The 23,469-nt window shown below is 66.2% G+C and carries 28 protein-coding genes; 11 read left to right on the forward strand and 17 right to left on the reverse strand.

The window, feature by feature from the left end; all coding sequences use genetic code 11:
• Positions 1-95: 95 nt before the first annotated feature.
• On the reverse strand, positions 96-1,187 hold the full coding sequence (gene dprA / locus C8J43_RS04915) for a DNA-processing protein DprA (protein ID WP_133029914.1): 1,092 nt from the start codon (positions 1,185-1,187) through the stop codon (positions 96-98).
• A complete protein-coding gene (plsY, locus tag C8J43_RS04920; RefSeq protein WP_133029915.1) occupies positions 1,180-1,794 on the reverse strand; it encodes a glycerol-3-phosphate 1-O-acyltransferase PlsY in 615 nt (204 codons plus the stop codon). The genes dprA and plsY overlap by 8 nt, the downstream gene beginning before the upstream one ends.
• A 294-nt stretch (positions 1,795-2,088) precedes the next feature.
• Here plsY and murI point away from each other — a divergent pair, with 294 nt between their 5' ends.
• Both murI and hemA read left to right on the forward strand, forming a co-directional pair.
• Positions 2,089-2,877, forward strand: coding sequence for a glutamate racemase (gene murI, locus C8J43_RS04925; RefSeq protein ID WP_133029916.1), 789 nt, complete (start codon positions 2,089-2,091; stop codon positions 2,875-2,877).
• Between the two features lie 172 nt (positions 2,878-3,049).
• Positions 3,050-4,276, forward strand: coding sequence for a 5-aminolevulinate synthase (gene hemA / locus C8J43_RS04930; RefSeq protein ID WP_133030051.1), 1,227 nt, complete (start codon positions 3,050-3,052; stop codon positions 4,274-4,276).
• A gap of 33 nt (positions 4,277-4,309) precedes the next feature.
• On the opposite strand, the gene C8J43_RS04935 is transcribed toward hemA, so the two are convergent.
• The 5 genes from C8J43_RS04935 to C8J43_RS04955 are packed head-to-tail and all read right to left on the reverse strand — an operon-like array spanning position 4,310 to position 7,123.
• A complete protein-coding gene (locus tag C8J43_RS04935; protein WP_133029917.1) occupies positions 4,310-4,888 on the reverse strand; it encodes a Uma2 family endonuclease in 579 nt (192 codons plus the stop codon).
• A gap of 39 nt (positions 4,889-4,927) precedes the next feature.
• Positions 4,928-5,392, reverse strand: a complete 465-nt coding sequence (locus C8J43_RS04940; protein WP_133029918.1) for a DUF3429 domain-containing protein — start codon at positions 5,390-5,392, stop codon at positions 4,928-4,930.
• Positions 5,393-5,402: 10 nt separating this feature from the next.
• The gene (locus C8J43_RS04945) at positions 5,403-6,125 is read right to left on the reverse strand and encodes an anti-sigma factor (RefSeq protein WP_133029919.1); all 723 of its coding nucleotides are present in this window, start codon (positions 6,123-6,125) and stop codon (positions 5,403-5,405) included.
• Complete coding sequence (locus C8J43_RS04950) at positions 6,118-6,681, reverse strand: sigma-70 family RNA polymerase sigma factor (protein ID WP_056053310.1); 564 nt, start codon at positions 6,679-6,681, stop codon at positions 6,118-6,120. The genes C8J43_RS04945 and C8J43_RS04950 overlap by 8 nt, the downstream gene beginning before the upstream one ends.
• Before the next feature lie 16 nt (positions 6,682-6,697).
• Positions 6,698-7,123 (reverse strand): hypothetical protein, encoded by a 426-nt coding sequence (locus tag C8J43_RS04955; protein WP_133029920.1) that lies wholly within the window; start codon positions 7,121-7,123, stop codon positions 6,698-6,700.
• Between the two features lie 215 nt (positions 7,124-7,338).
• Between C8J43_RS04955 and rpiB the strand changes: the two genes are divergently transcribed.
• The 5 genes from rpiB to C8J43_RS04980 all read left to right on the forward strand — a co-directional run bounded on the left by rpiB (position 7,339) and on the right by C8J43_RS04980 (position 11,052).
• Positions 7,339-7,773: a ribose 5-phosphate isomerase B gene (rpiB, locus tag C8J43_RS04960; protein ID WP_133029921.1), complete on the forward strand. Its 435-nt coding sequence runs from the start codon at positions 7,339-7,341 to the stop codon at positions 7,771-7,773.
• Positions 7,770-9,080 carry a serine hydroxymethyltransferase gene (locus tag C8J43_RS04965; protein ID WP_133029922.1) on the forward strand — a complete coding sequence of 437 codons (1,311 nt, stop codon included), beginning with the start codon at positions 7,770-7,772 and terminating at the stop codon, positions 9,078-9,080. The genes rpiB and C8J43_RS04965 overlap by 4 nt, the downstream gene beginning before the upstream one ends.
• A gap of 5 nt (positions 9,081-9,085) precedes the next feature.
• Complete coding sequence (locus C8J43_RS04970) at positions 9,086-9,265, forward strand: hypothetical protein (protein WP_056066278.1); 180 nt, start codon at positions 9,086-9,088, stop codon at positions 9,263-9,265.
• Positions 9,266-9,730 carry a transcriptional regulator NrdR gene (gene nrdR / locus C8J43_RS04975; RefSeq protein ID WP_056487307.1) on the forward strand — a complete coding sequence of 155 codons (465 nt, stop codon included), beginning with the start codon at positions 9,266-9,268 and terminating at the stop codon, positions 9,728-9,730. It begins immediately after the preceding gene.
• 197 nt (positions 9,731-9,927) lie between these two features.
• Positions 9,928-11,052 (forward strand): TrmH family RNA methyltransferase, encoded by a 1,125-nt coding sequence (locus C8J43_RS04980; RefSeq protein WP_133029923.1) that lies wholly within the window; start codon positions 9,928-9,930, stop codon positions 11,050-11,052.
• A 116-nt stretch (positions 11,053-11,168) separates the two neighbouring features.
• On the opposite strand, the gene C8J43_RS04985 is transcribed toward C8J43_RS04980, so the two are convergent.
• Positions 11,169-11,489, reverse strand: a complete 321-nt coding sequence (locus tag C8J43_RS04985; RefSeq protein WP_133029924.1) for a chorismate mutase — start codon at positions 11,487-11,489, stop codon at positions 11,169-11,171.
• Between the two features lie 142 nt (positions 11,490-11,631).
• Between C8J43_RS04985 and C8J43_RS04990 the strand changes: the two genes are divergently transcribed.
• The 4 genes from C8J43_RS04990 (at position 11,632) to C8J43_RS05005 (ending at position 15,475) form a co-directional block, all read left to right on the forward strand.
• Entirely contained in the window at positions 11,632-11,886 is a 255-nt protein-coding gene (locus C8J43_RS04990) for a hypothetical protein (RefSeq protein WP_133029925.1), read from the forward strand.
• A 183-nt stretch (positions 11,887-12,069) separates the two neighbouring features.
• Positions 12,070-12,684 carry a 30S ribosomal protein S4 gene (gene rpsD, locus C8J43_RS04995; RefSeq protein WP_121886315.1) on the forward strand — a complete coding sequence of 205 codons (615 nt, stop codon included), beginning with the start codon at positions 12,070-12,072 and terminating at the stop codon, positions 12,682-12,684.
• Between the two features lie 187 nt (positions 12,685-12,871).
• The gene (locus tag C8J43_RS05000) at positions 12,872-14,503 is read left to right on the forward strand and encodes a M28 family peptidase (protein WP_133029926.1); all 1,632 of its coding nucleotides are present in this window, start codon (positions 12,872-12,874) and stop codon (positions 14,501-14,503) included.
• Positions 14,504-15,475, forward strand: a complete 972-nt coding sequence (locus C8J43_RS05005; RefSeq protein WP_133029927.1) for an agmatine deiminase family protein — start codon at positions 14,504-14,506, stop codon at positions 15,473-15,475.
• A gap of 247 nt (positions 15,476-15,722) precedes the next feature.
• Here the strand turns inward: C8J43_RS05005 and C8J43_RS05010 are convergent, their stop codons facing one another.
• From C8J43_RS05010 to C8J43_RS05045, 9 genes are all read right to left on the reverse strand, one after another.
• Positions 15,723-16,592: a class I SAM-dependent methyltransferase gene (locus tag C8J43_RS05010; RefSeq protein ID WP_133029928.1), complete on the reverse strand. Its 870-nt coding sequence runs from the start codon at positions 16,590-16,592 to the stop codon at positions 15,723-15,725.
• Positions 16,589-17,989 carry a threonine synthase gene (gene thrC, locus C8J43_RS05015; RefSeq protein WP_133029929.1) on the reverse strand — a complete coding sequence of 467 codons (1,401 nt, stop codon included), beginning with the start codon at positions 17,987-17,989 and terminating at the stop codon, positions 16,589-16,591. Before thrC ends, C8J43_RS05010 begins: the two co-directional genes overlap by 4 nt.
• 130 nt (positions 17,990-18,119) lie before the next feature.
• Complete coding sequence (locus C8J43_RS05020) at positions 18,120-18,737, reverse strand: SURF1 family cytochrome oxidase biogenesis protein (RefSeq protein WP_243645406.1); 618 nt, start codon at positions 18,735-18,737, stop codon at positions 18,120-18,122.
• Complete coding sequence (locus C8J43_RS05025) at positions 18,734-19,117, reverse strand: DUF983 domain-containing protein (protein ID WP_133029930.1); 384 nt, start codon at positions 19,115-19,117, stop codon at positions 18,734-18,736. Before C8J43_RS05025 ends, C8J43_RS05020 begins: the two co-directional genes overlap by 4 nt.
• Positions 19,118-19,384: 267 nt before the next feature.
• Positions 19,385-20,311, reverse strand: a complete 927-nt coding sequence (locus C8J43_RS05030; protein WP_056053275.1) for a cytochrome c oxidase subunit 3 — start codon at positions 20,309-20,311, stop codon at positions 19,385-19,387.
• A gap of 30 nt (positions 20,312-20,341) precedes the next feature.
• Positions 20,342-20,893 carry a cytochrome c oxidase assembly protein gene (locus tag C8J43_RS05035; RefSeq protein ID WP_093400509.1) on the reverse strand — a complete coding sequence of 184 codons (552 nt, stop codon included), beginning with the start codon at positions 20,891-20,893 and terminating at the stop codon, positions 20,342-20,344.
• The gene (locus C8J43_RS21805) at positions 20,893-21,030 is read right to left on the reverse strand and encodes a hypothetical protein (RefSeq protein WP_165886435.1); all 138 of its coding nucleotides are present in this window, start codon (positions 21,028-21,030) and stop codon (positions 20,893-20,895) included. Before C8J43_RS21805 ends, C8J43_RS05035 begins: the two co-directional genes overlap by 1 nt.
• The gene (locus tag C8J43_RS05040; RefSeq protein WP_133029931.1) at positions 21,027-21,926 is read right to left on the reverse strand and encodes a heme o synthase; all 900 of its coding nucleotides are present in this window, start codon (positions 21,924-21,926) and stop codon (positions 21,027-21,029) included. Before C8J43_RS05040 ends, C8J43_RS21805 begins: the two co-directional genes overlap by 4 nt.
• A gap of 59 nt (positions 21,927-21,985) precedes the next feature.
• A complete protein-coding gene (locus C8J43_RS05045; RefSeq protein ID WP_133029932.1) occupies positions 21,986-23,455 on the reverse strand; it encodes a hypothetical protein in 1,470 nt (489 codons plus the stop codon).
• Positions 23,456-23,469 lie beyond the last annotated feature (14 nt).

Genomic DNA, 23,469 nt, shown 5'->3' on the forward strand with positions numbered 1-23,469 from the left:
AGTCGCCCCAATCTTTTCGAGATTAGCGCTCAAGCGACCCTTGCCTTGGCGGGGGGGGCTCGGTCGACGACCGTGAATGTCCGGGTGGAGCGGCGTCAGGTCAGGCTGACCCGGCCGCCGGCGTGGCGTTCGAGGCGACCGCTTAGCTCGAGTTCGAGCAACACCATCTGCACGACGGCGGGGGGAAGGTGAGACTGGCGGATGAGTTCGTCGATTGCGACCGCCACCGGGCCGAGCAGGTCCGCTATCGTGCGGCAGTCGGTATCGCTGGCATCCTGTGGGGGCGAGGCGGCGTAGGTTTCGATCGGGGCGCGGACCGAGCGTGGGTCGAACGGGCGGATCTGTTCGAGGATGTCGGCGGCGGACTGCACCAGCGTGGCGCCTTCGCGGATCAGCAGGTTGCAGCCTTGCGCGCGGGGATCGAGCGGGCTGCCGGGGACGGCCATGACTTCGCGGCCGGATTCGTTCGCTAGCCGTGCGGTGATCAGCGAGCCGGACTTGGGGACGGCCTCGACCACCACCGTGCCGATTGCGAGCCCCGCGATTATGCGGTTGCGTGAGGGGAAGTTGCGCGCCTTGGGTTCGGTGCCGGGGGGCTGTTCGGCGAGCAGGAGGCCTTCGGTGGCGATGCGCTCTTGCAAGGCGGTGTTGTCGGGCGGGTAGGCGATGTCGATGCCGCTGGCGATGACGCCGATCGTCGCGCCGCTGGAACCTGCGCCCAGCGCGCCGATGTGCGCGGCGGTGTCGATGCCCCGGGCGAGGCCGGAGACGATCGTCGTGCCTTCCTCGGCGAGTTGCAGCGCGAGCTGGCGGGCGAAGCGGCAGGCGGACGCGGACGCGTTGCGCGCGCCGACCATCGCGATGCAGGGGCAGCTGGCGTGGGCGATGTCGCCGCGGAGGATGAGCGCCGGGGGCGCGGTCTCGATCTCGGCGAGCAGGCGGGGATAGTCCGGCTCGTCGAGGAAGAGGTAGCGGGCGCCGAGCCTAGCGGTGGCGGCCATTTCGCGTTCCGCTAGCGCTGCGTCGGCGATTTTCGGCGCGCGTCCGCCGCCACGCTGTGCGAGCATCGGGAGTGCTTCGATCGCCGCGTCGGCGCTGCCGAAGCGCGCGATGAGCTGGCGATAGGTGACCGGTCCGATCCCGGTCGTGCGGATGAGCCGAAGTCTTGAGACCGTCGGGTCAGTCACTCTTTTGCCGGTTGGACCCGATGCGCGGTTCGGTGCCGGAGAACAGGCGTTCGATGTTCTCGCGGTGCTTCCACAGGACGATCAGCGCTAGCGCGAGGAGCAGCAGGACGAGGTCGAAGCGACCGAACAGCGCGGCGGCGAACGGCGCGCTGAGCGCGGCGGCCATGCCGGCGACCGAGGATATGCGCAGGCCCGCGAGCAGGCCGAGCCAGACGACCGCGTAGACCAGCCCGAGCGGCCAGTGGAGCGCGACGACGATGCCCATGAGGGTGGCGACGCCCTTGCCGCCCTTGAACTTCAGCCAGACGGGGTAGCAATGGCCGATGAACGCGCCGGCAGCCGCGAGCAGTGCGTTGCCGGGGAAAAGATGCGCCACCATCAGCACGGCGACTGCGCCCTTGGCCATGTCGAGCAGCAGCGTGGCGGCGGCGAGGCCCTTGCGTCCGGTGCGCAGGACGTTGGTCGCGCCGATGTTGCCCGAACCGATCGTGCGCAGGTCGCCGGCGCCGCCGAGCTGCGTCAGGATGACGCCGAACGGGATCGAGCCGAGCAGATAGCTCAGCACGAGCGATAGCGTGGGCGCGACCCAGAGAATTTCCGTCTGCAACTATGTCCCCCGTTCTGGAGGGGCTTATAAACCACGCGGGGCTGACGGCAAATGGCTGGTGTTTAGGCTTTCGCTGCCCCGACCGGGCATCGAGATCTGCAATCCTCCCGTAAGGGGGAGGTGGCGCCGAAGGCGACGGAGGGGGAGGACACGGAACAGAGGTTACCCCTTCCTCCCCCTCCGTCTGGCAAGCGCCAGCCACCTCCCCCTGGCGGGGGAGGATCGTCTGGCTCTGGCGACTGTCAGGGCGATCCGGCCTAGTTTGCGCCGGCTCATCCGTTCTAAGGACCAGACATGGACCAACGCCCTATCCTGTTCTTTGATTCTGGTGTCGGCGGGTTGTCGATCGTCGGTCCGGCGCGCGCGGCGCTGCCCGATGCGCCGTTCGTCTATGCCGCCGACTCGGCCGGCTTTCCGTACGGGACCAAGAGCGAGGCGGAGATTGCGGCGCGGGTGCCGGTGTTGCTGGGGCGGTTGGCGGAGCGGTATCGGCCGCGGCTGATCGTGATCGCATGCAATACGGCCTCGACGATCGCGCTGCCGGTGGTGCGCGCCGCGCTCGACCTGCCGGTGGTCGGGACGGTGCCAGCGATCAAGCCCGCCGCGTTGCTTTCGAAGATGCGGACGATCGGCGTGCTAGGGACCGAGGCGACCGTGCGGCAGGCGTATGTCGATGATCTTGCCGCGAAGTTTGCGGGCGATTGCACGGTGCTGCGTTACGGCTCGGCGGCATTGGTCGAAATGGCCGAGGCGAAATTGCATGGCCGAGTCGTCGCGCCGGAACGCTATGCCGCGGTGCTCGATGGCTTGTTTTCGCAACCTGGTGGCGGCGCGATCGACGTGATCGTCAATGCCTGCACGCATTTCCCACTGGTCGAAGCGGAGCTTGCAGCCGCTGCTCCCGGCGTGCGCTTCGTCGATGGCGGACCGGGGATCGCGCGGCGGATCGTGCATCTCATGCAGGGCGAATCATGGTCGGGAGCGGGGGAGGGCGTTGCCGTCTTCACCCGGTTGGGCGACGAGGAGCGCGCGCTCGGACCCGCCTTGGCGGCGCACGGGTTTGGCAGGATCGACCAGCTTTAAGCGGTAACCTGGGACAATGTGCCACCTTGCGTCGCAGCCGCATCGTGGCAATGTGCTGCCAGGATGAGGAAAGCGATCACCGTAAGAGCGGTATTGCGCTGGAAACGAGTGAAAGCGAGGCGTAGTGCCCAAGCCTATGATTACCAACGGCATCTCGGCAACGGACTCCGCAATGGGTCCGCGAGTCGATTATTCGCGCGTTTTTACGCAGGCGATCGACCGGTTGCATGCCGAAGGGCGCTACCGCGTGTTCATCGACATTCTCCGCAACAAGGGTGCGTTTCCGAACGCGCGCTGCTTCGCCGGGCATAATGGGCCGAAGCCGATTACCGTGTGGTGCTCGAACGATTACCTCGCGATGGGTCAGCACCCGAAGGTGATCGCGGCGATGGAAGAGGCGCTGCACGACGTCGGCGCGGGCTCGGGCGGTACGCGGAACATCGGCGGCAACACGCATTATCATGTCGATCTCGAAGGCGAACTTGCCGACCTGCACGGCAAGGAAGCGGCTTTGCTGTTCACCAGCGGGTATGTCTCTAACGAGGCGACGCTGGCGACCTTGGCTAAGGTACTGCCGGGCTGCATCATCTTTTCCGACGAGCTGAATCACGCGTCGATGATCGCGGGCATCCGCAACTCGGGCTGTGAAAAGCGGGTGTTCCGCCACAATGACCTCGCGCATCTCGAAGAATTGCTCGCGGCCGAAGATCCGGCGGCACCCAAGTTGATCGCGTTCGAGAGCGTATATTCGATGGAGGGCGACATCGCGCCGATCTCCGCGGTGTGCGATCTGGCCGACCGGTACAACGCGCTGACCTATTGCGACGAAGTCCATGCGGTCGGGATGTACGGCGCGCGTGGCGGCGGCATCTCGGAGCGGGACGAGGTCGCGCACCGGATCACGATCCTCGAGGGGACGCTGGGCAAGGCGTTCGGCGTGATGGGAGGCTATATCGCCGCCGATCGCACGATCGTCGACGTGATCCGTTCGTATGCGCCTGGGTTCATCTTTACGACGTCGCTGTCGCCGGTGCTGGTGGCTGGGGTGCTGGCCAGCGTGCGGCATCTGAAGGCGTCGAGCGTCGAGCGCGAGGGGCAGCAGGCGTCTGCGGCGATGCTCAAGGCGATGCTCAAGGACGCCGGGCTGCCGGTGATGATCGGCGATACGCATATCGTGCCGCTGATGGTCGGCGATCCGGTCAAGGCGAAGAAGATCAGCGACGTGCTGCTGGCCGAATACGGCGTGTACGTGCAGCCGATCAACTATCCGACCGTGCCGCGTGGCACCGAGCGGCTGCGGTTCACACCGGGGCCTGCGCATACCGAGGGGATGATGCGCGAACTGACCGACGCGCTGGTGGAGATCTGGAGCCGGCTGGACTTGCGCAAGGCGGCCTAAGGCGGTTTCGGTTCAAAGCGCGAAGCGCACCGGTCAGTCTATAATGATGGTCGCGTTAGTGCCGGGGACTGCCAAAGGTTCGCCGAACCGTACGGTGTGAACCTGGGCGTAGTCTCCGTCGACAGGCTCACCGAAGACGTGGACGACCGAACGAGCCCCATCGACGACCCAATAGTTTTCGATACCGATACTGGCATAATCGGTGCGCTTGGGACCCATGTCGCGGGCCCTGGTTGTTTCAGCGACCTCTATGGCCAGAATGATATCATCTGCGCCGAACAGGCGGTTTTCATCAGGAATACGCCGCACCAAGGCTGCATCGCATGCCCTGACAGTATCGCCGCCTATGTCGATCCCAGTTTCGCCAAGAGCAAAAAGACCTGCGGCACGCGCTGCAGGCGCAAGCACCTCAGACAGGCGAGACACACGAACAGTATGATTGCTCATTGGCGGGTTCATGCGTTCGATTTCCCCGTTGACCAATTCGATCTTCATGTCTTCGAACGCACCGGCTTCTGCCATGCGCATGAATTCTTCACTGGTGAATCGCGCTGGTGTCGAGCGAAACAGAAGATGGGGCTCGGCGCGGACGATGGCGGCGTGCTTGTTCATTAATAGACGATACCACTGATTCGACGCTGCGCCGAGTCGTTAGAGCGCCGCCGCCAAAAGAGTCAGGATGCCGAGGCCGAGCGACAGCGGCGCGCGCAACGCCATCCAGCCGGGCGGGGCTATGCCGGCGCAGACCAGCGCCCGGTCTATCAGCAGCGCGGCAATCAGGCTGATGCCGAGTACGACCAGCGAGGGGCCGGGCCAGCGCAGGCCGACCATCCAGGGCCAGGCGGTGACCAGTGCGATCAGCGAAGGCGCGACGCTGGCGAACCAGAGCCAGCGCGGCGGCGAGTCGGTGCGTGCGGCGAGGCCCCACCAGAGACCGCCGAGGAAGCTCAGGATGATCGCGGCATAGGCGTAGGCGATCGCCAAGGCGGAAAACCGGCTTTGCGGATCGCCGCTAAGCAGCAACGCGACTGCCGCGAGTTGCGGGAGGAGGCCGCTCAGCCCGAGCACGCGCGCGATCGGCGGGATGCCGCCGGTCGCGGCGGGTCGCTTGGTCATCAGACGGGCATTAGACGCGGGCGACCACGCCGGTGGCAACGACCGGGCCGGTCGGCAGGCCGGTCGGCGAGCCGCCGAGCGGCTCGACCGAGATCGCCAGCGTCGCGCCGGGGGTTATGCGACCGCGGTCGACGCCCTTGGGTGCCAGCGAGGTCGGGCGGCCCGAGAGCAGGCCGAGCGAATGCGGCACGCCGTCGCCGCCGATCACCCAGAGCTGCGCGACGCGCGCGTCCGGAACGCCGGGGCCGGCCGCGACGCGGAGCGCGCCGTTTGCGGGATCGTACACTGCTGCAACCGGCGACTTCGCATCGCCGAGCATCGCGACGAGCACGCTGGTCGGCCGCGCGACCGGTATTGAGGGGGCGATCGGCTGCGAGACGGGCACGGTCGGCTCTGGGCGGACCATGACGAACAGCAACAGCGATGCGGCGATCGCGCTGGTGACGGCGGCGAGCGCCGGCCATGCGAAGCGGCTCGTTTGCGCAGGGGCTGGCGTGCCATCGAGACTGGCTTCGATCCGGGCTGCGAGATGCGGCGGCGCGGCGTGTTCGGGCCAAAGGTCGAACAGGACCGCCAGGCGTGATCGCCACCATTCGACCTGGGCGGCAAAACCGGGTTCCGCGAGCACGCGGCGCAGCGCTGCCCCGCGCTCTTCGCCTTCGAGCAGGCCGAGCGCGAGTTCGGCGGCGGCAACGTCCTCAGGCACGCCGGTATCGGTGGTCGGATCAACCATCGAGGCAATCCTTCAGGCGCGCGAGGCCGCGGCGGACCCAGCTCTTCATCGTGCCCAGCGGCACGGCGCGCTTGATCGCGAGTTCGGCGTAGGTGACGCCGTCGAAGAACGCGGTCCGGATCGCGTCGCGCTGCTGAGGTTCGAGACCGTCGAGGCACTCGATCAGTTCGCGCGACGATTCGCTCGCCAGCATCCCTGCCTCTGCACCCTCGCCGGGATCGGCGATGTCAGGCGCGTCGTCGAGCGGGCTCGTGCGGCGGACGCCCTGCGCGCGCTGCCAGTCGATGGCGCGGTTGCGCGCGATCGTCGCCAACCAGGTTATCGGGCTCGCGCGACCGGGTTCCCAGGCACCGGCGCGTTTCCAGATCGTGAGATAGACCTCGTGCAGCACATCCTCCGCGGCTTGGGCGTTGCCGCAGATACGGTGGGTGATGCCGAAAAGCTTCGCGCTGGTCAGCGAATAGAGTTCGCGAAACGCGTCGCGGTCCTCTTGCCCGGTGCGCAAGAGCACCTCGGAGAGATGCGCGCGCGCCGCGTCCGCGTTTGAAAAGGCCATGGTCACGATCCGGAACCTAGCGGCTAAGTCGCTCGCGGCAATAGCCCTCGCCGGGCTTGACGGTCAGGCAGTCGGTTTTGCCGGAGAGATATTTGAGCCCGGTCGCGTCGCCGTTGGTCGGGCGCAGCGTTTCGCGGATGCCTTTGCGATCGAACGCTATCGTGTCGCCGGTCGCGGTACCGTCGAACTTGCCCTTGTTGTCGAGGTCCCATTGCATCGTCAGTACATAGTGGCCGGGGGTGGCGGTGGGGGCGACGTCGAGGACCATGCCTTCGACGCCGATCCAGCGGCCGGTATAATTGGGTGCGGATTTGGTCTTGGGGGCGGAGACCTTGCGTTCGAGCGAGCCGGCGGACGTCATGTTGCCGTCGCTGCTGGTGTCGGGCGCAGGGCCCGAACAGGCGGTCAGCGCGACTGCGGCGAGCAAGGTGAGAGCTTTCATCGATGTCTCCTTCACGGTTGGCGTTCAGCGCAGATGCCGACCTTAGCGCGTCATCCTGACGAAAGTCAGGACCCAGAGCCATGGGTGATGCGCTATGTTACCCTAGATCCTGACTTTCGTCAGGATGACGAAGCAGCCGCGAACAGGTGTGGCAAATCCGCGCTCGGGTCGGTATGGGGCTGGGCACCCGATCCCCCGTCACAGGAATACGCCAGGTGCGCATCGCCATCGCGTCCGATCACGCTGCCGTTTCGTTGAAAGCGGTGCTCGCCGCTTGGCTGCGCGAGGCGGGGCACGATGTGCTCGACCTCGGGCCCGAAGGCACCGCCAGCGTCGACTATCCGGACTACGGGTTCAAGCTCGCGTCGGCGATCGCCGATGGTAGCGCGGACCGCGGCATCGCGTTGTGTGGCTCCGGGATCGGTATTTCGATCGCCGCCAATCGCAATCCCGCCTGCCGCTGTGCGCTCGTGTCCGAACCGCTGTCGGCGAGCCTTGCGCGCATCCACAACGACGCCAACGCCATCGCGATGGGCGCGCGCCTGATCGGCGAGGAAATGGCCAAGGCGTGCGTCGAAGCTTTCCTGTCCGCCGATTTCGCCGGCGGCCGTCATCAACTCCGTGTCGACAAGTTAAAGGTCCCCGCATGAGCACTCAGCCCCGCGAACTCCACGACGTCCAGCCCGACGGCTTTTTCACGCGCGGCCTGGCCGATGCCGATGCCGCCGTGTTCGCCGGCGTCGAAGCCGAACTGGAACGTGAGCAGACGCAGATCGAGCTGATCGCGTCGGAGAACATCGTCTCGAAGGCTGTACTCGAGGCGCAGGGTTCGGTGTTCACGAACAAATACGCCGAGGGCTATCCGGGCAAGCGCTATTACCAGGGCTGCGCGCCGTCGGACACGGTCGAGACGCTGGCGATCGAGCGCGCCAAGCAGATCTTCGGCTGCGGGTTCGTCAATGTTCAGCCGCATTCGGGCGCGCAGGCGAACGGCGCGGTGATGCTGGCCCTGGTCAAGCCGGGCGACACGATCCTCGGCATGAGCCTCGATGCGGGCGGTCACCTGACGCATGGCGCGAAGCCGGCGATGTCGGGCAAGTGGTTCAACGCGGTTCAGTACGGCGTCGACGCGACCACGCACCTGATCGACTACGATCAGGTCGAGGCGCTGGCGGTCGAGCATCAGCCGAAATTGATCATCGCGGGTGGCTCGGCCTATCCCCGCGTCATCGACTTCGCGAAGTTCCGCGCGATCGCGGACAAGGTCGGCGCGTATTTCATGGTCGACATGGCGCATTTCGCCGGGATCGTCGCGGCGGGCCTGCACCCGACGCCGTTCGGCCATGCGCATGTCGTGACGACCACCACGCACAAGACGCTGCGGGGCCCGCGCGGTGGCATGATCATGACCAACGACGAGGCGATCGCGAAGAAGATCAATTCGGCGGTGTTCCCGGGGCTTCAGGGCGGGCCGCTGATGCACGTGATCGCGGCGAAGGCGGTCGCGTTCGGCGAGGCGCTTCAGCCTGACTTCAAGAGCTACATCGCCGCGGTCGTCGAGAACGCGAAGGTTCTGGCGGCGACGCTCAAGGAACGCGGTTCGGACGTGGTCTCGGGCGGCACCGACACGCATCTCGCGCTGATCGACCTCACGCCACTGGGCATCACCGGGCGCGATGCGGACGAGGCGCTCGAGCGCGCGGGGATCACCTGCAACAAGAACGGCATCCCCAACGATCCGCTGCCGCCGGTCAAGACCAGCGGCATCCGCGTTGGCTCGCCCGCAGGTACGACGCGTGGCTTCGGCCCGGCGGAGTTCCGCGAGATCGGCAACATGGTCGCCGACGTGCTGGACGGCCTCGCGAAAAAGGGCGAGCATGGGGACCCGGAAGTCGAGGCGGACGTTCGGACGCGTGTTCGTGCACTGTGCGCGCGCTTCCCGATCTATCAAGGATAAGTAGCATGTCGAAGTTCGACGACGTTCAGAACGACATCAAGGCAACGCCCGGCCTCGGCAAGAGCATGGCCAAGTGGAGCGCACTCGGCGCGGTCGTCGCGATCCCGGTGCCGATCGTCGGCCCGATCTTCGGCGCACTCGCGGGCGCGGGCTACGCGTACTACAAGGGCAAGAAGAAGGTCTGAATGCGCTGCCCCTTCTGCGGACATGAAGACAGCCAGGTGAAGGACAGCCGCCCCACCGAAGACGGGGCGGCGATCCGACGCCGGCGCCAGTGCGAAGGGTGTGCCGCGCGTTTCACGACGTTCGAGCGCATCCAGCTGCGCGAGCTGTTCGTGTTGAAGAGCGAGGGTCGGAGAGAGCCGTTCGATCGGGAGAAGCTGCTCAGGTCGTTGTCAATCGCGACGCGGAAGCGGGCGATCGAGGCGGGACGGATCGAGAAGCTGGTGAGCGGGATTCAGCGTCGGCTGGAGACGCTGGGCGAGAACGACGTGACGTCGAAGCGGATCGGCGAGATGGTGATGGACGGGCTCAAGGGGCTCGATTCGGTCGCGTATATCCGGTTTGCGAGCGTGTACCGGGACTTTAGCGAGGCTAAGGACTTCGAGGCTTTTGCCGGGAGTGTTGAGGAGGTTGGGCGGGCAGAGTGATGTGCTCCCTTACCTGTCCTTCGATACGCGCTCTCGACTTCGCTCGATCGCTACTCGGGACGAACGGAATGGGGGTGAGTCCGCCCCTCATGATACGTCCGGTCGCCCATCTCCAGACCGGACCTTTCCCCACTCCCGTTCGTCCCGAGTAGACGTCGAGCTTGTCGAGACGACGTATCGAGGGATAAGCCCCAAAAATGACATTCTGGGCCTATGTGGTGCGCTGCGCCGATGACAGTTATTACACCGGACATACGGACGATCTGGAGCGCCGGATCGGCCAGCATAATCTCGGCGAGATCGCGGGGTACACGCAGACCCGGCGGCCGGTGACGCTGATGTGGAGCCAGGAATTTCCTTCGCGGCAGGAAGCGCTTGCGGCGGAGTTCCAGGTGAAGGATTGGTCAAGGAAGAAGAAGGAAGCGCTGTTCCGCGACGACTGGGCGGCGGTCTCGGCGGCGGCGCGGAAGCCTGAGCATTCTGAACCAGTCCCTCGATACGAGGTCTCAACAAGCTCGACCTCTACTCGGGACGAACGGGATGGGGAGGCCGAGCAGGCTGGTATGGGCGAGGAAGCGACGGTCGGCGCATCGACCCCACCTCCCGTAATCGTCCTGGTCCGCCCCCAACTCGGCGAAAACATCGGCAAGGCCGCGCGCGCGATGCTGAACTTCGGGCTCACCGAAATGCGCCTCGTCTCCCCCAGAGACGGCTGGCCCAACCCCTCCGCCGGCCCCGCGGCCAGTGGCGCCGACATCGTGCTCCAGAACGCGAAGGTCTACGACAGCGTCGCTGCCGCCACCGCCGACTGCGCGCAGGTGTTCGCCACCACGGTGCGCAAGCGCGGCGTCACCAAACCCGTCGTCACCCCCGAGCAGGCCGCGACCGAAATCCACACAGCCCCCGGCCGCTCCGCAATCCTGTTCGGGCCAGAGCGCTCCGGCCTTGAAACCGACGACGTCGCGGTCGCGCGGACGATCATCACGGTGCCCATTAACCCCGAGTTCGGTTCGCTCAACCTCGCCCAGGCGGTGATCCTGGTCGCGTATGAATGGTCGAAAGGCCTGACCGCCGACCGCGAGCTGTCGCAGCCGTCGATCAACCCGATCATGCCGCCCGCACCGCAGGAGGAGCTAGACGGGATGATCGGGCAGCTCGATGCGATGCTGATGGGGGCGGGGTTCTTCCACCTGCCCGACAAGATGCAGTCGACACGGCGAACGCTGCGGACGCTACTGACCAAGCCGGGCTGGTCGAGCCAGGAAATCCGGACTCTCCGCGGGGTGCTGTCGTCGCTGGCGGGAAAGAAGCCGCGGACCTGATTTTCCGATCGGGCCGCTTCTTCCGTTCTCCCGCCTTCCGTTCGCCCTGAGCGAAGTCGAAGGGTGTGCCCCAAGCGAGGGTGCTTCGACTTCGCTCAGCACGAACGGTAGTGGGGTTAGCGGCGGTCGAACGCCGCCAATTCATACGCGATCGAGGCTTCGACCAGCCTCTCCCAAAGGTCCGCAACCGCCGCGTCCGGCACGCCCAGCTTCGCCGCCTCGGCCCGCGCGTTGTCGATCACCTGCGTCTTCCGCGCCTCGTCGCGCACATGGCCCCGCGCAGGCTTGATCCGCGCGGCGGCGTCCATGTACGCGAACCGCCTGGCGAGCAGCGCGACCAGTTCGCGGTCGAGCGCGTCGACGCCTGCGCGAACCTCGATCATGGTCGTGCAGTCTGGGCCGGCCAGGGTGAAACCAGGAGGGAGGGAATTGGGCATGACGCGTCAATACCCCGGCCAGCTACGCTGTCCAGCATAGTGCATCGTCGACGTGCCGACCGGTGCATCATTCCGGTTGCGAAATCCGGACGCGCGGGTCACCCTCTCGTCGCTACTCCACCCATGACGTTCGAGGTCCGCTATGATCCTGATTTCGATGATCGCTGCCTTGGCGATGCAGGCTGTTCCTGCGGCTATCGTGGCAAAACCCGTCGTCGATGCCGACAAGAAGATCTGTCGCAACGAGACGACGACCGGCAGCATCATGGGCCACCGGGTCTGCCATACGCGCGCGGAATGGGCGGCGATGGGCAGAACGGAGTCGGGCGGCCGCGACAATTTCCGTGATCAGACCACCAACCCGGGGCTACCCAGCCTGAGTGGACGCGGCAGCTGACGGGCTTGCCGACTTGACCGGGCCGCGCGTTTCGGACATAGGCCCGCGCTTCGCGACAGGCTCCGCACCCCGGTGAAGCGGATGCCCTGCCCCATGGATCTCGTCCACGGCCAGCAGGCGATACCGGGAATGATCCGCTCCAGCGATGGCGCGGGTTCGTCACAAGCTGCCAAGGACTTACTTATGTCGAAGCGTCAAAGCGCGAAGTACAAACTCGATCGCCGTATGGGCGAGAACATCTGGGGTCGTCCCAAGTCGCCGGTCAACAAGCGCGAATACGGCCCGGGCCAGCACGGCCAGCGCCGTAAGGGCAAGGTCAGCGATTTCGGTATCCAGCTGCGCGCCAAGCAGAAGCTCAAGGGCTATTACGGCGACGTGACCGAGAAGCAGTTCCGTGCGTGCTACCATGAGGCTGCGCGTCTGAAGGGCGATACCTCGCAGAACCTGATCGGCCTGCTCGAGCAGCGCCTCGACATGATCGTCTACCGCGCCAAGTTCGCGCCGACGATCTTCGCGGCACGCCAGATCGTCTCGCACGGCCACATCCGCGTCAACGGCGTGAAGTGCAACATCGCCTCGCGTCGCTGCTTCGTCGGCGACGAGATCACGCTGGGCACCAAGGCGCAGGAAATGGCGCTGGTGATGGAAGCGCAGAGCCTCGCCGAGCGTGAGATCCCCGACTACGTCGCTCCAGACGGCGCCGCGAAGGTCACCTTCACGCGCGTCCCGACGCTCGACGAAGTGCCTTACCCGGTGAAGATGGAGCCGAACCTGGTCGTCGAATTTTACTCGCGTTAAGCCGAGAAAATTCGTCGACCGGCTGGCGTCGCTCAGGCGACGTCCGACGACGTGGCTTTGCCACGGCGCGGTTTGGAACAGAAAAGGGCGGTCCTGCGGGGCCGCCCTTTTTCGTTGCTCCGTGTCGCTTCGTGGACATGCACGCCCAGCTTTGCCAGAACGCGCGCAAACTACCGAGGACACGACCATGCGCGCTGCCATCCTGCCTCTCCTGCTGCTCGGGACCGCCGCGTCCGCGCAGACTACGCCCGCCATCTCGGTCGAGACGTTGAAGACCGTCACGCAAGTGCTGTCGTCGGACGCTTACGAGGGCCGCGCGCCGACTACGCCTGCGGAGGCGAAGACGGTCGCGTATATCGTCGAGCGGATGAAGGCGGCAGGGCTGAAGCCCGGCAACAAGGGGTCGTGGACGCAGGACGTGCCGATGGTGGAGATTACGGCCACGAACGTGCAGCCTTACGTGTTCACCGGCGGCAACGCGCCGGTCAGCCTCGCCTATCGCACCGACATGGTCGCGGGCACGTACCGCGTGGCGCCGAAGTCCGCGGTGACTAACAGCGACGTGGTATTCGTCGGCTACGGCATCACCGCGCCCGAAAAGGGCTGGGACGATTATGCCGGCACCGACGTGAAGGGGAAGACGGTGGTCATCCTCATCAACGACGCCGACTGGCAGACGATGTCGCGCGAAGGGCCCTTCGAGGGCCGGGCGATGACGTGGTACGGGCGCTGGCCGTACAAGTTCGAGAACGCCGCCAAGCACGGCGCCGCGGCGGCGATCATCGTCCATGATACCGAACCGGCGGCGTATCCGTGGGCGGTGGTGCAGTCGTCCTGGACCGGGCCGCAGCTCGAGCTGGACGAGAAGGGCGATCATCTCGACCAGTCGCAGATCGTCGGCTGGATGCAGAAGCCCGCGGCCGAGCGTGTGTTCGCGAGCGCGGGCAAGGATTACGCGACGCTGGCGGCCGCGGCGAAGGTGAAGGGGTTCAAGGCGGTACCGCTGGGGCTGAAGTTCGCCGGCGGGTTCGACAACACGATCAAGCGGCAGGCGTCGAAGAACGTCATCGGCGTGCTGCCGGGGACGGCGGCGCCGAACGATTACGTGATGTACTCCGCGCATTGGGATCATCTTGGCCGCTGCGACGCGGTCGATGGCGACGACATCTGCAATGGCGCGTCGGACAATGCGAGCGGCGTCGCCGGGCTGATCGCGCTGGCCGAGGCGCAGGTGAAGGCGGGGCCGGCCAAGCGGTCGATTGCGTTTCTTGCCGTGACCGCGGAGGAATCGGGGCTGCTCGGGTCGCGTTATTATGCCGAGCATCCGATCTATCCGCTCGCGCATACCGTCGGCGGGGTGAACATGGACGTGCTCAACGTCGATGGGCGCGCCAAGGACTTCGTGCTGACCGGCGCGGGGAAATCCGAGATCGAGGATCTGGTGAAGCCGTTCGTCGCTGCCGAGGGCCGGGTGATCGGCGTCGAGGCAAATCCTGAGCGTGGCGGCTATTACCGGTCGGATCACTTTAGTTTCGCCAAGCTTGGCGTGCCGATGCTCGATGGCGGTAGCGGCGAGGACCTCGTCGTTGGTGGCACCGCAGCGGGCCATGCCGCGCGCGAGGATTATGTCGCGCATCGCTATCACAAACCGGCGGACGAATATGACGCCAAGTGGGACTGGTCGGGTGCGGTCGAGGACCTGACGATCTATTACGGGCTGGGGCGCAAGCTCGCGGACGATACCAGTCTGTGGCCGAACTGGTATAAGACCGCCGAATTCCGCGGCATCCGTGACCGCGATCGCGCAGGAGCCAAGTAAGTGACCACGACCGTCTCCACCCCCGCCGAATGGGCGCACCACAAGGCCGTCTGGATCGGCTTTCCGAGCCATGCGGACCTGTGGCTTGAGGATCTCGAGCCCGCGCGGGACGAGGTCGTCGCGTTTGCCAAGGCAGTGCATGCCGGCGGCAAGGGCGAGACGGTGATCCTGGTCGCGGCCGACGTCGGGTCGGCGACGACCGCCAAGAAGCTGGCGCCGTTCGCGGACGTGGTGGTCGAGCCGTTCGGCGATATCTGGCTGCGCGATACCGCGCCGATCATCGTCGGCGACGGCAGCGCACGCGACTTCCGGTTCAACGGCTGGGGTGGGAAGTACGACTTGCCCGGCGATGATACGATCGGCCAGCGGCTGGCGGAAAGCCGGCACAAGCGGGTCGAGGCGTGCGACTGGGTTCTCGAGGGCGGCGCGATCGATGGCGATGGCACCGGGACGGTCGTCACGACGCAGCAGTGTCTGCTCAACCGCAACCGCAATCCGTCGCTGACCAAGGCGGAGATCGAGGCGCGGCTGGCGTCGGACCTCGGCTATACCCGCGTGGTGTGGCTGGGGGATGGTCTGGTCAACGATCATACCGACGGCCATGTCGACAACCTCGCGCGGTTCGTCGGTGAAGGGCGCGTGGCGATTCCGCAAGCGACCGACAACGATCCGAACTGGCAGGTGTACCAGAACGCCGCGCGAGATGCCGCGGCGGCCGGGCTGGAGGTCGTGACGATTCCGTCACCGGGCCGCGTGCTGCGCGACGAGGAGGTCGTGCCGGCGAGCTACATGAACTTCTACATCGGCAATGCCGCGGTGGTGGTGCCTTTGTACGGGGCTGAGAACGATGCCGCGGCGGTGGTGGCGATCCAGGCGCTGTTCCCGGACCGTGAGGTGGTCGGGCAACGTGCGGATCATATCCTGACGGGTGGCGGGAGCTTCCACTGCATCTCGCAGCAGATCCCGGGGTAGGTCCGTCTCTAGTTCCCCCGCGAAGGCGGGGGCCCAGGGTTACACGCGCTGTCGTTCCTGGCTCCTGGACCCCCGCCTTCGCGGGGGAACGGCGCTCGAGGCGCGCTCAACTATTGAATTAAAAGTGCCACCCCGGCGAAGGCCGGGGTCCAGTTGGAAAGGTTGCAGTAACGAAGGACAGGCCGCAGTTAACTCCGTCCCCCAACTGGGCCCCGGCCTCCGCCGGGGTGGTGCCATGGGGGCGGGCTTAGCGGCTCCAGCGCGCCCAGATAGCCGTCGGGAGCGTCAGACCGCGGGCTTCTTCGCGGACGCCGAGTTCGCCGACTTCGACCTTGCCGGGGAGATCGGCGAAGACCTGGTTCAGCAGTTCCCCGATCGCCAGCGCCGACATCCGCACTGCGTAGACCGTGAGGAACAGGAAGCGCGAGTTCTCGTCGAGGAGCTTCCGGCAATCGGCGATCAGCTTGGGCAGGTCCTCTTCGAGCCGCCAGACCTCGCCTTCCGGTCCACGGCCGTATTTCGGCGGATCGAGCAGGATGCCGTCATATCGCCGCCCGCGCCGAACTTCGCGCGCGACGAACTTCGCCGCGTCGTCGGTCATCCAGCGGATCGGTGCGTCGGCCATGCCCGAGAGTTTGGCGTTGGCCTTGGCCGCCTCGACCGACTTCTTCGACGCGTCGACGTGCACCATGCGGACGCCCTTGGTCGCCATCGCCAACGTGCCGACCCCGGTATAGCCGAACAGGTTCATGCATTCGGGTGACTCGAGCCCGGCGACGCGCTCGCGCATCCAGCTCCACACCGGCGCCATATCAGGGAAGAAACCGAGGTGGCGGAACGGGGTGGTCTGCGCGGTGTACGACACCTCGTTCCACTTGAGCGTCCAGCCTTCGCGGGGCACGGGCTCGGCAAATTCCCAGCGGCCGCCGCCGTCTTCGTCGGAGCCGGGGACGAATTCGCCCTGCGCCTGCCAGTCGGTCGAGGCGGGGGCCCACATCGCCTGCGGCTCGGGGCGGATGAAGCGGAAGCGGCCATAGCGCTCGAGCTTCTTGCCGTGGCCGGAGTCGATCAGGCCGTAATCCGCCCAGGGTTCGCCGATGAGGGTGTGCAGCTTCATGCCGACGGCTTCGCGCGCTCGGTGATGTAGGCGGTGATCGCCTCGAAGGTCGCCGGCAGCGTGGCGTAGCGCTCCTCGCGGTCGAACAGGTCGCCCACGCGGGTGGGCAGCGAGGGGCGGACACCGGTAGCGCGTTCGACCGCGTCGCCGAACTTGGCAGGGTGCGCGGTGGCGAGCGTGACCATGGGAACGCCGGCGGGGACTTCGGTACGCAACGCGGCGGCGAGGCCGATCGCGGTGTGCGGGTCGATCACCTGGCCCGCATGCTCGTGTGCCCAGCGCATCGCCAGCGTCATGTCGTCGAGGTCGATGCGCTCGCTCTGGAAGAGGGCTGAGGCGCCTTGCGACTGCGCGTTGGTGAGACGCATGGCCCCGGAGGATTCGAAGCCGGCCATTTGTGCGGCAAGCGCTGCGCCGTCGCGGTCGCCGAGGTCGAACAAGAGGCGTTCGAAGTTGGAGCTCACCTGGATGTCCATCGAGGGGGTCGGGGTCTGCTGGACGCCCCCCTTCGAATAGTCGCCGGTACTGAGCGCACGGTGGAGGATGTCGTTGACGTTGGTCGCGACCACCAGCTTGGCCACCGGCAGCCCCATCTTCGCCGCGACATAGCCGGCGAAGACGTCGCCGAAATTGCCAGTCGGTACCGCGAACGCGACTTCGCGATCGGGCGCGCCGAGGCGGACGGCGGCGTAGAAGAAATATACCACCTGCGCCATCAGCCGGGCCCAGTTGATCGAGTTGACTGCGGACAGCGCGAACTTGGTCGAGAAGGCGCGGTCGTTGAACATCGCCTTCACCAGTGCTTGGGCATCGTCGAAGCTGCCCTCGATCGCGATGTTGTAGACGTTGGGGCTGAGCACCGTTGTCATCTGCCGGCGCTGCACGTCGGAGATGCGGCCGACCGGGTGGAGCATGAAGATGTCGATGCCATCGCGCCCCGCGACCGCGTCGATCGCGGCCGAGCCGGTGTCGCCGCTGGTCGCGCCGACGATCGTCAGGCGCTTGTCGGTGCCGGCGAGGAAGCGCTCGAAGAAGAGGCCGAGCAGCTGGAGCGCGACGTCCTTGAACGCGAGCGTCGGGCCGTGGAAGAGTTCGAGGAGCCATTGGTCGTGGTCGAGCTGCACGAGGGGGACGACTGCGGCGTGCGAGAAGCGACCATAGGCTTGATCGCAGAGTGCCTTCAGTTCCTCACGCGTCATCGCGTCGCCGACGAACGGGGCCATTACGGCAACGGCGGTGTCGACATAGGATAGTCCGGCGAGCGCGGCGATCTCGTCGCGGGTCATCGTCGGCCACGCGTCGGGGAGGTAGAGGCCGCCATCGGAGGCGAGGCCGGCGAGCGTCGCCGCTTCGAAATCGAGGATGGGCGCCGAGCCGCGGGTGCTGATGTAACGCATGTTCCGTCGGTTAGCGGGCCGAGTGGAAGGGAACAAGCTGCGCGCTTTCCGTTTTCCTGCGAACGCAGGAATCCAGGGTTACGAAGGAATGCGCGCGGTGCCCTGGACTCCTCCGTCCGCAGGAGAACGGCTAGCGAGGGCGGCGGCGGAGAGCGAGGGTGTAGATGATCGCGGCGATGGCGGCGAAGAAGAACCATTGGCCGGCATAGGCGAGGTGGTTGTTCGGGACCGAGGCGATGTCGGGCTTGCCGTTGGGGTTGAGGCCGGGCCCCGTAACATTAGATGGCGGCGTGGCCGCGACCAGCATCGGGCGCTGCGGGGTGTGATCGAACAGCGATCCGATCAGCGAGCGGCCGTCAGGCGCGTGGCTGATGTAACCGGAGACTTCGCCGCCGGTCCACGCGATCTTGGCCATCGGATCGCGCGTGGTGCCAAGCTGGACGATCATACCGGGGCCCTCCGCGCCCGTGCGGCACTCGGCGATTGCGCGGAAGCCGGCTTTGCCGGCACCGGCGAGCTTGATGTCGCTTGGCTGTAGGCAGAGGCCGGAGGCGCGGCGGAACAGCAGCGTCTCGTCGGAGAAGCGCGGGAAAGCCATCGGTGGCTTGGCGGGATTGGCGGCGAGCTGCGCGAGGAACGTTTCCTTTTTCGGGAGGCGGTCGAGGAATTGCCACAGGCCGAGGCCGATCATCGCCGCGATCGTGAGCGTGACGAGGATGGTCGGGATAACGGGGATACGTCGTGTCACGGGTCGATTCGGCCTTCGCGGGCTGCGTTGCGGTATTCGGCGGACATGAGCGCGCCCTTGGCTGCTCGGAGCGAGAGGACGACTCCGCCGGCAGTGAAGGGAATCCAGATCAGCATGTGCAGCCAGAGTGGCGGATGGACTTTGAGTTCCAGCGTAATCGCGAGCGCGACGACTAGCGCGCCGAGGATCAGGGTCAGGAATGCGGCGGGGCCGTCGCCGACGTTGAACTTGCTGAAGTCGAGACCGCAGTTCGAGCAGCGATCGGCGAAGTTGGACCATTTCGCGAAGAGCGTGGGCTTGCCGCAGCGGGGGCATAGGCCTTTCAGCGCGACTTGGGCGATCGTGGGGGCGTTGGCGAGCGGGTATGGGTCTTCGGTCATGCGGTCAGCGCTCTCCCTTGTTTCCCCGCGAAGGCGGGATCCAGACTGGGCTCCCGCCTTCGCGGGAGAACAAGGTAAGGGGGCGACCTTTGGTTCGCGTCCAGGCCGCATCCAAAAGCGCCACCACCCCGGCGAAGGCCGGGGCCCAGTTGGGGGACGTTGCTGACGGAGGACGTCGCTTCGCTACTGTGACCTTGCCAACTGGGCCCCGGCCTTCGCCGGGGTGGTGCCTACCGGGGTGATGGCTCACCCCAAAATTAGCAAAGCTCAACCGCCGTGGACGGGGGCGCCCCAGCCGCCCCAGACGTAGACGGTGACGAACAGGAACAGCCACACGACGTCGACGAAATGCCAGTACCACGCCGCCGCTTCGAAGCCGAAATGCTGGCGTGGGGTGAAGTCGCCGCGATAGGCGCGGACCAGGCAGACGATCAGGAAGATCGTGCCGATCAGGACGTGGAAACCGTGGAAGCCGGTCGCCATGAAGAACGACGCGCCGTAGTTGATGCCCTTGAACGGGAACGGTGCATGGGCATACTCGTACGCCTGGATCGAGCTGAACAGGATCCCGAGGATCACGGTCAGCCACAGGCCCTTGAGCACGCCGTCGCGGTTGCCGACGCCGATCAGACCCCAGGCCCCCGTCTTCTCGCCGCCGCGCTGGTTGTGGATCAGCGCGTGGTGCGCCCACGTCACTGTCGTTCCCGACGTCAGCAGGATCAGCGTGTTGAGCAGCGGCAGTTCGAACGGGTTGATGACCGTCAGGCCCTTGGGAGGCCACTGCGCGACGATCGCCGCACCGCCTTCGACCGCCCGCGTGACGGTGCCGTCGGCATAGGTCATCGCGGTCGGGAACAGCGAGAAGTCGAAGAACGCCCAGAACCAGCCCACGAAGAACATGACTTCGGAGGCGATGAACAGGATCATGCCGTAGCGGAAATGGAGTTGGACGACCGGCGTATGATCGCCCGCACGTGCCTCGTGCACGACCTGCGTCCACCAGGAATACATCGTGAAAAGCACGCCGGCGAGGCCGATGAAGAACACCCAGCCACCGCCATTGGGCTTGTCGATATGGCCGCCGTGCATCCACATGATGCCGCCGACCGCCATGATCAGCGCCGAGAACGATCCGACCAGCGGCCAGATGCTCGGCGGCAGGATGTGGTAATCATGGTTCTTGGCGCCGGCCATCGGTACTCCCCTATTTTCTTTGGCGACGTTCTAGCTGGCTGTTTTCGCAGAATCCACCGGGTAAAACGTATAGCTGAGCGTGATCGTCTGGATATCGGCGGCGTCGGGATCCGTCAGGATCTTCGGATCGACGAAAAAGATCACCGGCATCCGCGCGGTCTCGCCAGGTTTCAGCGTCTGCTGCGTGAAGCAGAAACACTGGATCTTGGTGAAATACTTGCCGGCCTGCGCGGGCTGGACGTTGAACGTCGCGGTGCCGGTCAGCGGCTTGTTCGACGTGTTGGTGGCGGTGAAGAACGCCATGTCGCGCGCGCCAATATCGACCGTGTCGGAGCGATTTTCGGGCGTGAACTTCCATGGCAGCTTGGGGCTAACGTTGGTGTCGAAGTCGATCTGGATCTTGTGGTCGACTGCGCCGGGGGCAGCCAGCCCGCGGTTGGTGGTGCCGTTGAGCCCGGTGGCGGCGCAGAACAGGCGGTAGAGCGGCACGCTGGCCCAGGCGAGCCCGGTCATGAAACAGATGAAGAGAACCGCGAGCGCCGCGGTACGGTTGGTGCGCGACATGGCCTTCCAGCCAGCCATCAGTGCGGCATGCCTGCGCGAATCTTGGCGATCGAGATCGCGAAGACGAGGATTACGAATGCGCCGAGCAAGAGCGCCATGACGCGGGCGCGACCGCGTTGGCGGCTGCGGATCAGGTCTGGATCGGGCAGGCTCATGCGAACCACCGGTCGACGACCAGCGCGCCGAACATCACGAACAGATACAGGATCGAGTATTTGAACAAGGCCTTCTCCGGTTTCATCGCATCGTCGGCATGCGTGGTGCGCCTTGCGACGCGGACGGCGAGCAGCGCGAACCAGCCGGTCAGCAGGACCGCGGCTATGCCGTAGATCGGCCCCGTCAGCCCAAGCGGCCACGGCAGGATCGCGACCGCCGCCATCGGGATCGTGTAGAGCCCGATCTGCGTCCGCGTGGTGCGCTCGCCCGACACGACCGGGAGCATCGGCACGCCCGCGGCGGCGTAATCGCTCTTCATGAACAGCGCGAGCGCCCAGAAATGCGGCGGCGTCCAGAGGAACACGAACAGGAAAAGCAGGACGGGGAGCAGCGCGACGTCGCCGGTCGCAGCCGCCCAGCCGATCAGCGGCGGGAACGCGCCCGCGGCCCCGCCGATCACGATGTTCTGCGGCGTGCGGCGCTTCAGCCAGACGGTGTAGACGAGCACGTAGAACAGGATCGACACCGTCAGGATCGCGGCGGCGACGACGTTGACCGCGAACCCCATGAACAGCACCGAGAACGCGCCGAGCCCGACGCCGAAATGGAGTGCCGCCTGGCGGTCCATCCGGCCATCGGGCAGCGGGCGCTTCTGCGTGCGCCGCATGACCGCGTCGATGTCCGACTCATACCATTGGTTGAGCGCACCCGCCGCGCCTGCACCAAGTGCGATGCAGAGGATCGCGGTGAAGCCGATCACCGGGTGCACGCCGACTGGGGCCGCGAGCATCCCGCAAAGACCGGTGAAGACGACGAGCGTCATCACGCGCGGCTTGGTCAGCGCAAGGAAATCGCGCCAATGCGCCGGTGGCAGGAGGGGAGTGGCAGGAGTCATGGTTCGGGTACGCTATACGCGCTGCGGAGGAGGTCGGAAAGCCTTCGCGTCGTGACGGTTCAAGGGGTTGGACGAGGCGCGGGTACGGCTTGGTGGATGACCGCGGTGCCGTCCGCGTAGATCCGCCGCCACGCAGGGTCGTGGTCGAGCAACGGCACCAGCTTCGATCGTGGCGGCAGGATCGTCCAGCCGAAATGCCATTTCGCGTTCGCGGCACGCCAGCGATCCACGTCGCCTTGGGCGATCGCGAAATAGTCGAGCGTGAACGGGTCGCCGTACATGTCGGATCGGCCATCGATATAGGGACGGATACCGGCGAGGATCAGCGAACCGCCGAAGCCATAGTCGTTGAAGACCGGCCGACCGCGAAGCTGCGACGGTACGTGGCGGAGCGCCGTAACGGGAATGGCGGCGCTGTCGGCGCGGACGACCGGTACGGCAATTCGGTATGCCGAGAGACCCGCGGCGAGCAAACTCAGCAGCGCGATGATCGGCGCGCTGTCGCGAGCACTCCGAAAGCCGGGCGCGGCGCCGACCGTCGTGGTCCAGGCTTTGCCGATCGGTTCGGCAAGCAGGAGCACGCCCACGACGACGAGGACGATCTCCTGGCGGGTATGCTGCAAGGTCAGATGGAGCACGCCGAGCAGCAGGATCAGGCGGACGGGCGGGATGTGGACCGGGCGGACTAGGAGCACGAACAGCGTGGCGAGCAGGATCGCCTCGAACCCGGAAAAGCCGGAGAAATCGGCGGGCTGCCATTCGTTGAGATGCTTCAAGAGCGCGAGGTCGTTGACGTAGAAGGGGAAGATCAGGCCGTCGATGCCCGCGGGGGTTGCCGTCGCGGCGATCGCCGACAGGATGCCGAACATGCCCCAGCCGATAACGACATGGCGCCGGTCGGATGGGGTTGCGGCGATCAGCGCTTCGAGCGCGAAGACCCCGACCAGCGCGAGACCGAAAACGAAACTGCCATGTGCGTTCGCCCAGACCAGCATCAGCGCGGCGAGAACGAGCGGCGGCGATCGATCGCGGTCGCGGGCACGCAGGAGCGCGATCGTCCACCCGGCCAGCATCGGCAGCGCCAGGATATGCGGGCGCGCCAGCAGAGACGGTAGCAGGCCGGTGGCGAGCACCAGCAAGGCGGCGATGCTGGCACGCGTGCTCAGCCAGCGACGACTCTGATAGGCGACGAGCGCGAAAAGGGCCGCCATCGCCGCGCCGATCAGCACGATCAGGCCGCTCCAGCCGGCGGCGCGGTAACTCGCATACATCGCCAGTTCGGACAGCCATTCGTGCGCCACCCAGTGGCGCCCGGCGGCGGTGAACGAGAACGGATCCGTGGTCGGGACGCTGGCGTGCGCGACGATCCACGCACCGGTCGCAAGGTGCCAGCCGGTGTCGCCGTCGCGCAACGCGGTGGGGACGATGATCGTGAACGCGAACGCGGCGAAGGCGGCGAGCAGGGCGAAGGTCGCGCGCGGCATGCCGGTGGATGCGTCGGGACGGACTAGGGTTGGCGCGCGCGGCATGGCGGTGGGGTTAG

Origin of the sequence: Sphingomonas sp. PP-CE-1G-424 (assembly GCF_004341085.1) — a bacterium.
Classification (GTDB): Bacteria; Pseudomonadota; Alphaproteobacteria; order Sphingomonadales; family Sphingomonadaceae; genus Sphingomonas.